The 12971-nt window shown below is 68.5% G+C and carries 10 protein-coding genes and 1 tRNA gene; 8 read left to right on the plus strand and 3 right to left on the minus strand.

Features of this window, described 5'->3' with window-relative positions; genetic code table 11:
- The first annotated feature begins 44 nt into the window (after positions 1-44).
- Both E0H73_RS05675 and E0H73_RS05680 read left to right on the plus strand, forming a co-directional pair.
- Positions 45-116 (plus strand) — tRNA-Ser (locus E0H73_RS05675).
- A 49-nt stretch (positions 117-165) separates the two neighbouring features.
- Positions 166-2340: a hypothetical protein gene (locus E0H73_RS05680; protein WP_131352167.1), complete on the plus strand. Its 2175-nt coding sequence runs from the start codon at positions 166-168 to the stop codon at positions 2338-2340.
- A 6-nt stretch (positions 2341-2346) separates the two neighbouring features.
- On the opposite strand, the gene E0H73_RS05685 is transcribed toward E0H73_RS05680, so the two are convergent.
- Positions 2347-3120 carry a hypothetical protein gene (locus tag E0H73_RS05685; RefSeq protein WP_131352170.1) on the minus strand — a complete coding sequence of 258 codons (774 nt, stop codon included), beginning with the start codon at positions 3118-3120 and terminating at the stop codon, positions 2347-2349.
- A 176-nt stretch (positions 3121-3296) separates the two neighbouring features.
- On the opposite strand from E0H73_RS05685, the gene E0H73_RS05690 reads away from it, so the two are divergent.
- The 5 genes from E0H73_RS05690 to E0H73_RS05710 are packed head-to-tail and all read left to right on the plus strand — an operon-like array spanning position 3297 to position 10006.
- A complete protein-coding gene (locus tag E0H73_RS05690; RefSeq protein WP_131352173.1) occupies positions 3297-4787 on the plus strand; it encodes a pyridoxal phosphate-dependent decarboxylase family protein in 1491 nt (496 codons plus the stop codon).
- A complete protein-coding gene (locus E0H73_RS05695) occupies positions 4784-6448 on the plus strand; it encodes an IucA/IucC family protein (protein ID WP_131352176.1) in 1665 nt (554 codons plus the stop codon). Before E0H73_RS05690 ends, E0H73_RS05695 begins: the two co-directional genes overlap by 4 nt.
- Positions 6449-6465: 17 nt before the next feature.
- Positions 6466-6996, plus strand: coding sequence for a GNAT family N-acetyltransferase (locus E0H73_RS05700; RefSeq protein WP_238163823.1), 531 nt, complete (start codon positions 6466-6468; stop codon positions 6994-6996).
- On the plus strand, positions 6993-8300 hold the full coding sequence (locus E0H73_RS05705) for a lysine N(6)-hydroxylase/L-ornithine N(5)-oxygenase family protein (protein WP_131352182.1): 1308 nt from the start codon (positions 6993-6995) through the stop codon (positions 8298-8300). The genes E0H73_RS05700 and E0H73_RS05705 overlap by 4 nt, the downstream gene beginning before the upstream one ends.
- Positions 8297-10006, plus strand: a complete 1710-nt coding sequence (locus tag E0H73_RS05710; RefSeq protein WP_131352185.1) for an IucA/IucC family protein — start codon at positions 8297-8299, stop codon at positions 10004-10006. The genes E0H73_RS05705 and E0H73_RS05710 overlap by 4 nt, the downstream gene beginning before the upstream one ends.
- Here E0H73_RS05710 and E0H73_RS05715 read toward each other — a convergent pair.
- Together E0H73_RS05715 and E0H73_RS45755 are read right to left on the minus strand one after the other, a co-directional pair.
- Positions 10003-11397: an amidase gene (locus tag E0H73_RS05715; protein WP_165555496.1), complete on the minus strand. Its 1395-nt coding sequence runs from the start codon at positions 11395-11397 to the stop codon at positions 10003-10005. The two genes, E0H73_RS05710 and E0H73_RS05715, sit on opposite strands and share 4 nt — an antisense overlap.
- Positions 11398-11472: 75 nt before the next feature.
- The gene (locus E0H73_RS45755) at positions 11473-11628 is read right to left on the minus strand and encodes a hypothetical protein (RefSeq protein ID WP_165555497.1); all 156 of its coding nucleotides are present in this window, start codon (positions 11626-11628) and stop codon (positions 11473-11475) included.
- A 523-nt stretch (positions 11629-12151) separates the two neighbouring features.
- Between E0H73_RS45755 and E0H73_RS05720 the strand changes: the two genes are divergently transcribed.
- Positions 12152-12970 carry a Mom family adenine methylcarbamoylation protein gene (locus tag E0H73_RS05720; protein WP_131352191.1) on the plus strand — a complete coding sequence of 273 codons (819 nt, stop codon included), beginning with the start codon at positions 12152-12154 and terminating at the stop codon, positions 12968-12970.
- The last annotated feature ends 1 nt before the right edge of the window (position 12971 follow it).

The raw sequence follows: 12971 nt of genomic DNA on the forward strand, positions 1-12971 counted from the left end.
ACGGGTCGTCGGGGGCCGTCCGGTGTGGCTATTGTGGCGCACTGCATGGAGTGGATCAGGGGTAGATCACCCGGCTGCTTACCGGGAGGGCGCAGGCCCGAGTCCTGCCTCCATGTCGAACGCCGGCCGGCGCGCCCGGTCGCACGGGCCGAGACCTGGCGGTCCGTGCTGGACGGCATCGCGACAGGCCGTCTCACGGTCGGCTCCCGGACACCGGTCGCGGACACGCCGGCCTGGGAGACGCTGGAGGTCGCGCACGGTGGCTTCGCGACGGGACGCTTCCTGGCCGAGGCGCCGCTGTCCGCCGACGAGCTCGAACGACTGCGGGAGCTGCCTGGCGACGCCCCCGGGCAGACCGATCGGGAGCGACTGAATCTCTGGTACCTCGGCGCCGAAGGACTCGCCGAGTCGCGTCAGGCGCTGCGCACCGGCCGGTACCGGGTCGACGTACCGGAGGAATCGGCGCTGCTGGTTGTCGGCTGGCTGCTCGAGCACGACCACGCGGCGCAGGCGCTCGACCTGGTGGCCGAGCTGCGTCCGCTGATGCACCGGCTCCGGTTCATTCCGCGCTTCGAGCCGACGTCCGCGCCGTCCGGTGCCGTGGTCAGGTTGAAGCCGGTCGCCGACGTCCGCGATTCGTTGCGGCAGGCAACAGTGCGGCCGGCGATCGCCGCCATGCTCGAGACTCTGCGCGTCTGGAACCCCTTGTACGACAGGCTGGTCGAGCTCTGGTGCGACACCGTCGACGGCGTACTGCCCGAGTTGCGCAATGATCCCTCCATCGTTGGTGACTGGCCGTGCCGGGTGTGGCCGGCGGACTGGGCCGAGCGGCGCCGGCAGTGGCTGTCGGACTACCGGTCCGCGACCGACGTCCATCGACTGTCGGAGGCTCATTGCCACCCGAAGAGCAACTTCGCCCGGCTCCGTCTCGCGCTTGAGCGCTGCGCCGAGGACAGCTCTGGCCTGACCGGGCGCGAGGTTGGCTGGATCCGGCGGGCGCTGGCGAACACCATCTCCGCACACGGTGCGCCCGGATCCGAGGCCCGCGCGGCTCTGCGCAGTACGCAGGCGGTGGTCGCCGGCCGACCGACGTACGCCGCGCTGGCGAGGGTGCTGAGCGCACGCCTGGACAGGTACCCGGGCGACGGTGGCCTGCCTTCGCTCGACCCGATCGAGGCCGACGTCACGGAAGATGAAGTGTCGGTCGCGCCACCAGGCTGGCCGATGCCGCCGCATCTCGTGGCGAAGGCGGCGCGTGCTCTGGAGGCTCCGGTCGGCGAGCTGGTCGAGCGGGGCGTGATCACGTCGGGGGAGGTGCTGGCTCAGGTTCTGCCGCAAGTCACTTCGCAGTTGATCGCCGCCAACATCGCGGACGCTGCGCTCGCCTCGACGTACGCGCGGACCTATGCGGCGTTCCGGCGGCGCCGCAGCCTGCTGCTGCTCAACCTCGAGCATCAGGTGCGGTTCGAGGATCTGCCCTGGGTCGCGGCGGTGTCGCCGTACCGCGAGCGTCGTGAGCAGGCCGCGCGGTCCGCGGCGCAGTCACTGCGGGAGACGACCGTGCTCGCGCTCAGCTCTTTCCCGCAGGCGATGCTGCCGAACCCTCTGATGCGTGAGTTCGGTGCGCTGGCGACGCAGGCGGGGCTTCAGTTGCCGCTGGTCGACGAGGTCGCGGCGGACATCTTCATGGGCACGTTCACGAAGAAGTGGCGGGACGCTGCGGTGACCGCGAGCCGCCTGCTGGAGGGGTCGCTGTACGCCCGGTACTACGACCTGCCGCGGGACTGGCCGTCCGTGGAGGGACGCCGCCGGGTGAAGCGGTGGGGTCAGCGCACCGCGGAGGATTTCGCCGAGCTTTGCACGCAGCGGTCGGAGGAGGCCAGGAGCGGGTCGGACCGCGGCAGCTACATCGCTGCGAACGGCGCTGTCCTGGAGCAGAGCCAGATCCTGACGACGCAGAACTTGGCCGTCCTGGTCGATGCACTCGAGCTGACGGACTGGGTCCGGGAGGCAGGGCCTGAGCTCGCCGACCAGGCGTTCTCCTGGTCTGTCCGCCGGTTGCTGCAGCCCGCGCCGGACTGGGTGAGCAGGCTCCAGGCGATCAAGAACGCGGCGTACTCCTGGCGGCAGGGGATCTTCTTCCTCAGCTTCAGCGATCAGGCGACCCAGCTCCAGGCGGTCGGGCGGCTGCGCTCTCTCGGCGGGCGCTTGGCGCCTGCCGTTGACGGACTGGCGGCGGTCGTTGCCGGGGAGCGTTTCAACGCCGCCGGTCGCGTCGGTGCGGACGGACGCCGCCTGCTCGGCTGGAGCGTCGGCAAGCACTGGGCCCTAGCAGACTGACAGACGCTAGCGGATGATTTCCACCAGGCGTAGGGCCTCCGTCGGGCCCTTCACCGACAGCTCGGCGACCTGGCCGATGCCGCGGACGTAGTACTTGTTGTCCAGGACGTCAGGTTCGAGAGCGTTGGTTTCGGCGGTTCTGAGGGCGTGGTGGAAGGTGCCCAGCGGGACCCTGACGGTTGTGTTGCGGGCGACGACCCAGAAGACGTCCTCGGCCTGGCCCGCGTACCACTCCTGGCGGAACTTGCGGCCGAGCTGTGGATGGGCCTGCATGAAGACGCCGGGCTGGGCGCCGTCGATGCCGGCGTGGAACGATCCTTCGGTGCTGACGACCCGGCCGCGGGCGTCGAGCTCGGCAGTGTCCTCGCCGAAGTACCAGACGTTGCCGCAGCGGTCCTGGGCGTAGTAGTCGCTGGTCCGCTCGGTCAGCACGTTGTTCAGGTACAACCGGTCCTCGACGACCCGGGTCCGGACGCCGTCCACGAGCCTGGTGCGTGACGTCGTGACGACGATGTCGAGCGCCTTCTCGCCGTCCTTGACGCCGGTGGACACCAGCGTGCGCCCGGGTGTGAGCGGGAACCACGGATTGGTCACGTGCGGCGAGAAGTCGCGCGGGTTGATCTTCGGGTGATACCGGCTACCGGGACCGAAGACCGGCAGCTTGCAGACCGCCGGGTGATGGTCCGGTGGTGGTCGATGGGCGGAGCTGACCGCCGGGGTGGAGCCGACGAGCAGAGCCGTCGCCGTGAGCACGACACCGGGTTTGAGCCAACCGAACATGATCAGTGCTCCCTTCGTTCACCCTCACCCTGCGACCGGCTCGCTGAACCAGGCCTGAACCCGTGACGATGCCCACTCCTTGAGTGGCGGAGTTGACACGGTGTGTGAGGCGGGACAAAAGTTAGGCCTGCCTTAGTAAGGCTTGCCTTACTCGACAACTTTCCCCGGGAGATCTGGTGCCGCATCCTGCGCGTCTGACCGCGTTGCCCTCGCCTGTGCGCAACCCGTTCGACTCCGCGTGGCCGTTCGCCTCGACCGTGTCCGATCGTGACCGAGGGCCGCTCCCGCACGGATCGCCGGCCGAGGTACTGCGCCGGATCGCCGAGGTGCTGGGCGAGCCGCGGGTGCCGTCGACCGGGGTCGGCGAGTCCGCCGCGCTGGACCTGATCGCTGGGCTGCTCGACGAGCACGGGATCGACCTGAGCCACCCGCACGCGGCCGCGCATCTGCAGCCGCCGGTGCTGCAGGTAGCGGTCGACGCCGACGCGCTGGCGTCCGCGAGCAACGCCTCGATGGACACCTACGACTCCGGTCCGGCGACGCTCGCGATCGAGCAGTGGGTGGTGAAGGCGCTGGCCGGCCTGGCCGGCTTCGGTCCGCAGGCGGACGGCGTACTGACGCCGGGCGGCTCGATCTCGAACCTGCTGGCCGTGCTGATCGCGCGCGACAGTGCCGGCGCCGCGACCGGGATCGACGTACGGCGCAACGGCGTACAGGGACTCGATCGGCCGGTCGTGTTCTGCTCGGAGCTCGCCCACTTCTCGGTCCAGCGAGCCTGCGCCGCTCTCGGGCTCGGTGAGGAGGCGGCGATCACGATCGGCTCCGACGAGGAGTTCCGGATGCGCACCGACGTACTGGCCGACGAGTTGGCCAAGCCGGGTCGTACGCCGGTCGCCGTGATCGCCACGGCCGGTACGACGGACTTCGGCTCGATCGACCCGATCGCGCCGATCGTCGAGCTGGCCCGGCGGTACGGCGCCTGGGTGCACGTGGACGCGGCGTACGGGTTCGGGGCGCTGTTCTCCGACCGGCTCGCCCCGCTGCTGGCCGATCTGTCGCACGCTGACTCGGTCACGCTCGACCTGCACAAGATCGGCTGGCAGCCGGCCGCGACCAGCGTGCTGCTGGTGGCCGATCGGAACCGGTTCGGGGCGTTCGGCCGCTCGGTCGACTACCTGAATCCGGCCGACGACATTGACTCCGGACTGGACGGGTTGCTCGGCCGCAGTCTGCAGACCACCCGCCGTCCGGACGCGGTGAAAGTCGCGACCACACTGACGGCATACGGGCGGCCCGGTCTGGGCACAATGCTCGACACCTGTCACGAGCTCGCACACGCCGCCGCGGCCCGGGTCGTTGCCGACAGCAACCTCGAGTTGCTGGCGCCGGTGACCCTGACCACGGTGCTGTTCCGGGTCGCCGGGCAGGGCCTGGACGCGGCCGCGGCGGACGCTCTCCAGGGTGAGGTACGGCGCCGGTTGCTGACGTCCGGGCGGGTCCTGATCGGCCGGACCACGCTGCCGGCTCGCGGCGGCCGCCCGGCGGTGGTCGCGTTGAAGCTGACGCTGCTGAACCCGAATGCCACCGCGACGGACATCGAGGACCTCCTCGATCAAGTCGTGGCCACCGGCCACGACGTCCTGGCGGAGAGCGAAGGAGCCGCGTGACCTCATCGAACTCGTCCGATCCATCGACCTCATCGACGTCGTCGATCGCAACGGCTGTTGCGGCCCATCTCAACGCGATCCTGCGGTGCTACACGCGGGAGACGTCCGTGCCGGTCGCGGTCGGTCCGCTGAATCTGGCGGTTGGTGACTCGACGGTGACCGCGCGGGTGGAGCACGCGTCTCGGACCGGGTTGCACCAGTTCACCGACGTACGGCTGGACGGCGTACCGCCGGCTCCGGAGGAGCTGGTCCGGGTGTTGTCGGCCGACGCCGACCCGGCCGAGATCGATGACCTGGCGGCGCGTACGGCGGAATCGGTCCGGAACGTCGCGCGGTTCGTCGATGAAGCCGACGGTGAGCGTGGACCAGGTCGCTTCCTGGAGGTCGAGCAGGCGCTGCTGTTCGGTCACCTGAATCACCCGGCGCCGAAGAGCCGGGACGGATTGAGCGGCGACGAGCTGGCGGCGTACTCGCCGGAGCTCGGCGGCCGCTTCGCAGTGCACTGGTTCGAGGCCGACGCCGAGCTGGTGTCGTCGGACCAGGTGGCCGGCGCGCCCTCGTTGCGGGGTCTCGACGCTGTGCAGCTGATGGGCGCGCTGGCCGGTATCACTCCGTCGGACGGCCGGGTGCTGATCCCGGCCCATCCGTGGCAGGCGGCGTCCGCCATGCACCGGCCGCGGGTGGCTGAGCTGATCGCTGCCGGTCGGGTGAAGGCTCTGGGAGCTCAGGGGCCGGAGTGGTACCCGACCTCGAGCCTGCGGACCGTCTTCCATCCGGACATGTCGGTGATGCTGAAGCTGTCGCTCGGTCTGCGCATCACCAACTCTCGACGCGAGTCGACGGCGACCGAGCTGCGCCGCGGGCTGGAGATCAACCGGCTGCTGGATGCGGCCTACAACGCCGGTACGGCGACCGCACACCCGCGGTTCTCCATCGTCCGCGACCCGGCGTGGGTTGCTCTTGACGAGGGTGGACCGACATTGACTGGACTTGACGTTGCTGTACGAGAAGTGCCAAGAGACGTCAATAGTTATCAATGTTTGGCGGGCCTGGTCGCGCCACGACCAGGCGGGGTGGCGCGGCTGAGCGAGTACGCCGCCGACGATCCGCTCGGCTGGACGGCGTCGTACATCGACAACGTGTTGATCCCGATGCTGCACCTGTACGCCGAGACGGGCATCGGCCTGGAGGCCCATCAGCAGAACACTCTGGTCCGCACGGACGGCGCCGGCCGGATCAAGGGTGGTGCGTACCGCGACAACCAGGGCTACTACCTGGCTTCGTCGTACCTGCGTGGACTGCTCGGGGTGACCGGGCTGCGGGACTCCACGCTGGCTGTGGTCGAGGACGCCATTGTGGACGACAGGCTGACGTACTACCTGCTGCACAACCAGGCGCTGGCGGTTGTCGGGTGTCTGGCGGTGGACGGAGTAGCGGAGGAGGCGGAGCTGCTCGGTGTGGTGCGTGAACGGCTGACACTGGCGTTGCCGTTGCTGAAGGCTGCCGGTCCGGATGGTGACCGGCTGGCTCGTCGCTGGCTGGAGGCGGAAACCCTGCCGTGCAAGGCCAACATGATGACCCGGCTGCGTGGCATCGACGAGGTGGTCGCGCCGCTGGATGCTCAGTCGGTCTACCTCGACATCCCGAATCCGCTCCGATGAGGTGTGACGTTCGGCCGATGCTCCACCTGGACAACGGCTTCGACCTCCGCCCGGCCGAAGCCACCGACGCTCCCAGGATCGCGCTGTGGATGGCGCAGCCGCACATCCAGCAGTGGTGGCAACAGGACTGGCCGGTGGAGCGGTGGGCGGAGGAGCTCAGCCGGCAGACGGCGGGGGAGCACTCCGTCCCGTGCGTGGTCACGGTCGATGCGGAGGACTTTGGCTACGTCGAGCTGTACCGGGTCCGGCACGATCGCCTGGCCGAGTACTACCCGAGCGACGTACACGACTGGGGGATCCACGTCGCCATCGGCGACCTGACCCGCGTCGGCCGCGGCCTCGGGCGCCGGCTGCTGCGCGCGCTGGCCGACGCTCTCCTGCATTCAGACCCTGCCTGTCAGCGCGTCGTCGCCGAGCCCGACATCGCCAACACGCCCTCCGTCCGCGCGTTCGATGCCGCCGGCTTCGTCAAGCAAGGCGAGCTACAGCTGCCCGAGAAGACCGCACTACTGATGGTCCGCACCAGGACCGTGGAGGTACTGACATGACGACCGCCCCGGATTCGACCCCGGATTCGACGCCGTACGACGTGATCGCGATCGGCTGTGGACCCTTCAACCTCGGACTGGCCGCGCTGGCTGACGGACTGGACGACGTACGGCTGGCAGTGCTCGACAGCCGGCCGGAGCTCACCTGGCACCGCGGACTGATGTTCGGCGACGCGATGCTGCAGGTGTCGTTCCTGGCCGACCTGGTCAGTCTGGTCGAGCCGGCGCACCGGTTGTCGTTCCTGTCCTTCCTGCGCGACAACGACCGGCTGTACCAGTTCTACGTGCGGGAGAAGTTCCACCCGACCCGCCGCGAGTACGAGACGTACCTGCGCTGGTGTGCGGCGCAGCTGGACTCGCTGCACTTCGGTCACCACGTCAGCGAGGTCTCCTGGACTGGTGAGGTGTTCGAGCTGACCGTGGAGCGTGGTGAGTCCACTGAGACGTTCGCTGCGCGGCATCTGGTGGTTGGCGTCGGCACTGAGCCCGCTGTGCCTGCCGCACTGGCCGGGCTGCCCGAGGAGCGGTTCCTGCACTCGGCGGACTACCTCTTCCGCCGAGAGGACCTCCTGAGGGCCGGGCGAGTGACCGTTGTCGGGTCAGGTCAGTCCGGTGCGGAGTGCGCGCTCGACCTGCTGCGGGCCAACGCGGACGGTGGCCCTGCCGTGTCGTGGCTGACCCGGACACCGTCGTTCACGCCGCTGGACTACTCGAAGCTCGTGCTGGAGATGACCACGCCGTCGTACGTCGACTACTTCCACGCACTGGACGAGGCCAGCCGCGACAAGCTGGTCAAGGAGCAGTGGCGGCACTACAAGGGCATCTCGTCGGAGACGCTCGACGACATCCACGATGTGCTCTACGCGCGGGACCTCACAGCCGCGCCGGTCGAGCTGCAGTGTGGTGTGGCCGTCGTGTCCGCCGTAGCCCGTGCCGATGGCATCGAGCTGACGCTGCAGCACGCGGACAGCCGCAAGACGTTCCAGCACCACTGCGACGCCGTGGTCGCGGCCACCGGCTATCGCAACCGTCCGCTGCCGTTCGTGGCCGCTCTGGAGGATCAGGTACGTCGCGACGCCGCTGGGCGATGGATGATCAACCGGGACCACAGTGTGGAGACGAACGCCGCACTGGCCGGTCGGCTCTTCGTGGCGAACGCGGATCTGCACAGCCACGGTGTCGCGGCGCCGGATCTCGGGATCGGTGCCATCCGCAACGCCACCATCCTCAACAGCGTGGCCGGGCGCGAGGTGTTCCGGCTGCCGAAGTCCACCGCCTTCACGACGTTCGCCATCCCCGGATGAGCGACTGGAATCGCTGTTCGGCAGAGCTGTTGGCGAAGCTGATCTCGCAGTTCTGCACCGAGAACCTGCTCCAACCGGTCGACAACCGGCTGGACCTCGGCAACGTCTCCTACACGTTTACCGCGGCCCGCGGTGCGTTTGGCAGCTGGCGGGTCGCGTCGGACTCCATCCGGCGTACGACTGCGGGGATCCTGGGCAACGACGAGAGCGAGGTCGCCGTTGACCCGGTGCAGTTCCTCGTCGACGCGGCCGACGTACTCGGACTCGACGGGCCGACGGTGGCCGGGTACGTCGCGGAGCTGGCCAGCACGCTGGCTGCCGACGTACGGATGGCATCTACTGCGGTAGCGCCTGCTGAACTGCTGGACCTGCACCACAGCCGGGTGGAGGGGCATCTGACCGGGCACCCGTTGCTGGTGGCCAACAAGGGCCGTCTGGGGTTCTCGGCCGAGGACAGCCTGCGGTACGCGCCGGAGGCACGTACCCCGTTGCGTCTGACCTGGCTCGCCGTACGCCGGGGGCTCGCAGAGTTCCGTGGTACGCCGGACCTGTCGGAGCACTCGGTAGTAGGGCGCGAGCTGGGTCCTGACGCGCTGGAGGCCTTCCGCGGGCAGTTGGTCGACCCGGACTCGTACGTGTGGCTTCCGTGCCATCCATGGCAGCTGGACCACGTCGTACGGACGCAGTGGGCGCGTGAGCTGGCCGCGGGGGAGATCGTCGTACTCGGGGAGGGTCCGGACGAGTACCTGCCGACCCAGTCGATCCGGACCATGGTGAACATCACCCAGCCGCTGCGCTACCAGGTGAAGCTGCCGCTGAAGATCCTGAACACCTCGGTGTATCGCGGCATCCCGGAGCACTGCACGCTGGCCGCGCCGATGGTCACGCAGTGGCTGCGCGGACTCTGGTACCGGGACGAGGTGCTGGGCCGTCTCGGCACCGAACTGCTCGGTGAGGTCGCGTCAGTGACCGTGCGCCATCCACAGTTGTCCAGTGCTCCAGGCATTCCGTACCAGTGGACCGAGACCCTCGGCTGCATCTGGCGCGACCCGGTGGACCCGCGTCTCCAGCCCGGCGAGACGGTCTGGCCGCTGGCCGCCGTACTGCATCCCGGTCTGGTCGACGAGATGATCGCCCGCTCCGGCACCGACGCCCGCACCTGGATCAGCTACCTCCTCGGCACGCTCCTCCGCCCACTGCTCCACCTGATGCACCACTACGGCATCACCGTGAACCCCCACGGCGAGAACCTCGCGATCATCTGCAGTCCGGACGGCCTCCCGGCCCGCCTCGTCATCAAAGACCTCGTCGACGACATCAACATCTCCACCGACCCAATACTTGCCCGAGGCCCCGAACCCGACTCCCACGCCCGAGTTCTTCCGCGCAAACCCTGGCACATCCTCCGCCAATACCTCGTCGACGCCCTTCTCCTAGGAGTCCTCAACCCCCTGGCCGACCTCGAACTCCTCCCACCACAAGAGTTCTGGGGCCTCACCCGCGGCGAGGTCGACCTCTACACCACCACCCATCCCGAGTACGCCGACCGCCTCGCAGCCACCGCCCTCACCGCCGAAACCTTCGCCCGCTACCCCCTCAACGCCTACCGCCTAACCCTCGGCTACACCGACCTCGACACCCGCCCACCCATCCCCACCACCGGCCGCATTCCGAATCCGCTCCACACGGCCGAGCCGCTCCACTAGAACTGCGACGGAGGGCTGTGGCGCCAGAGTTGTAGTTCTTCGTCTATTACCAGGGCCAGGCCTAGTAGGTCGGCTTCGCGTTCTGGGAGGGCGGCTAGGGAGAGGCCTACGGGGAGGCCTCGCTTGTCGAAGCCGGCGGGGACGCTGAGGGCGGGGAAGCCGGCGACGGACCAGGGGGTGGACAGACGGATCTTCGGGCCTTTCGGGGGGCCGTTGGGGTCGATCAGGGGTGGGGCGGCGTCGATGGTGGGGTGGGCGATCGCGTCGAGTCCGTGGGCGGCGATGATGCCTCGCCAGTCGTTGGCCCAGCCGGCGCGGAGGCGGAGGGCTTCGGCGTACCGCTCGGGGCTGACGCGTTCGCCTTTGCGGACACGTTCGCGGACCTGTGGGGTGTAGAGGTGGCTGTGGGGTTCGAGGGCGTCGTGGATCTGGTGGGCCTCGCTCTCGTTGATCGTGTCGAAGACGCCGATGGACTTCTCCAGGACGACCTTGGTGTTGGCCGGATTCTCGACCTCGACCAATTGGGCGCCGCGGGCTGCCAAAAGGCCGAGAGCCTCATGGCAGACGACGGCTATACGGTCGTCGACCTGCTGCCAGGACATCTCGGTCGGAAGCCCGATGCGGACGCCGCTGAGGTCGTGCGGGGCTTCCAAGGGGTACGGCGGGCACGGTTCATCGCGGGTGGCGGGGTCACGCGGGTCGTGGCCGGCGAGGACCGACATCAGGATCGAGATGTCGAGCATGCGGCGCGCCATCGGGCCGGCGACGTCGAAGGACGGGCTGAGCGGGATCACGCCGTACCTCGAGATGCGGCCCGGCGTGCTGCGCAGGGTGCAGACGCCGCAGGCGGCCGCGGGGATGCGGAGCGAGCCGCCGGTATCGGTGCCGGTGGCGATCGGAGCCATGCGACCGGCGAGCGCGGCCGCCGATCCGCCGGAGGATCCACCCGGCGTACGACGTACGTCCCAGGGGTTGGCGGTCGGCGTCGACGCGGTCCCGTAGGCGAACTCGTGGGTCGTCGTCTTCCCGAGCAGGCCCGCACCGGCCGCGGACAGCCGCTCCCACACGGCGGCGTCCTCGGCCGGGACGTAGGTCGCGAGCACTTGGCTGCCCGCGGTGGTGAGGACTCCTTTGGTCAGGAAGACGTCCTTCACCGCCACCGGTACGCCGGCCAGCGGTCCGACCCGTTCGCCGCATGCGCGGGCCTCGTCGGCGCGGAATGCGGCGTCGAGGGCGAGGTCAGGAGTTCGGGTCACGAATGCGCGTACGGCGGGCTCGGCCAGGTCGATGCGGCGCAGACAATCCTCGACGAGTTCGCGCGCGGAGAGTTTCCGTTGCCCCAGAAATTGGAGCACCTCGGTCAGGCTGAGGTCCGCGGCGGATTCACTCACGTCTGCGAGCCTACGAAAAAATACCCGCCCGGGGATCCCGGGCGGGTGTCGAGAGGTGCGCGGCAGCGCTGCCGGTCAGCGCCCCATGGCGGTGGCGACGTTGTAGAGGCCGAAGCAGAAGACCATCACGACGCCGAAGAGCAGAATGAACAGGATCTGCTTCCAGAAGGAGATCAGGAGCACCGCACTGGCCAGCACGACGATGGTCGCGACGAATTCGTTGGGAGGCATGGCGTTTCCTCTTTTCCTTCGATTCACTTCCTCTTGATGACTTGTCATTTGCCGTTCACCGGTTAGAGTGAGTCGGCGGCTCGGCGTAACTGATTACGCTTTCAGTGAACGCCGCGACAATCGGTTGTCAATGGAGAAAAGTTGGCACCACAATCTTTGTCCGGACATGATTTTGGCAGGCCGGCGTCCTGGCGCTCCCGAGGTTTGGCAGTGGCCGACGGTACGCTGGCAGGTTTGCGCGTATCACTTTCCGCCAGTTGGCAGGATCGGTCTGCCAACTGGCAGTTCCGGCGCCAACACGCCGCCAAAACTCGTCCAGTTGGGAAGTTGCGGTGCCATGGCAACTGTCGGATAGCATCCGGGTGTGGTGATCAATGCCGTCGGCCCGGCGGTGCGCGCCGCCGCTGTCCCGCGGCCTCCAGTCTCAGTGGTCCCAGCAGTTCCCGCGTCCCCAGCAGCCAGACTTTCGCTCGATGATTGCCGAAGGCATGCTCCTGGTTTCGCCGACCTGCTGGACGATGCCGTGCGCCGGCACGGCGTCCCGAACCGCGCGCTCAGTGTCCGGACGCTGCTGCACCTGCCTCGATTGGCCCGGCCGAACGGGTCGGTCGCTCGCCAGCAGGTGATCGCCGAACTGAATCGCAACGCGGCCCGGTTGCAGCGTGATCAGCAGGCCATCGAAAGCCTTATTCCGAAGGACAAGTACCTGCTGCCCGACCTGCGTTTCGTGCGCCTCGGGAACAGCGAGGCGGATCAGGTGTTCAGTCGCCTGCATTACCTGCGCAGTGCCCGGGCCGGGTCGGTGAACTTCGCTCTGGTGGATCCGGTGAACAGGCTGCCAGTGACGTTGTGCAGTGTTTCCCCGCTGGAATGGATGCGGGTCGGACGGCAGCTCCAGACGCAGTTCGGCGTACCACTCGGAGCCGCCTGGGACGTGTCCCGGGTGTATTCCTTCGACGTCGCTCCGGTGAATGCGATCTCGTTCCTGCTGTCGAAAGTCCGGCAGGTGATCCGGCGCGAGATTCCCAGCGTGCAACTGCTCACCACGGCGGTCGATCCGAATCTCGGATTCATCGGTTCGAGCTACCGGGCTGCCAACTGGCAGCAATGGATGTCGATCGAGGCGCGTCCCTACCTGTACGTCGACAGCATCTACGCCAGCCCGCGGCAGCTCCGGACCCGCTACGGCGGCGCGAACCTCACCGAGCTCCGGCGTGCGAACGTCGGCACCCGCTTCGAGCAGAGCCGCGCCAAACTCCTCGACTCGGTCATCTACTGCTGCCGCATGCGCGGCGAGACCGCCCCCGTGCCCCTCGAAGACCAACGCCGCCTACGCCGCTGAT

Origin of the sequence: Kribbella pittospori, assembly GCF_004331465.1 — a bacterium.
Taxonomy (GTDB): Bacteria; Actinomycetota; Actinomycetes; order Propionibacteriales; family Kribbellaceae; genus Kribbella; species Kribbella pittospori.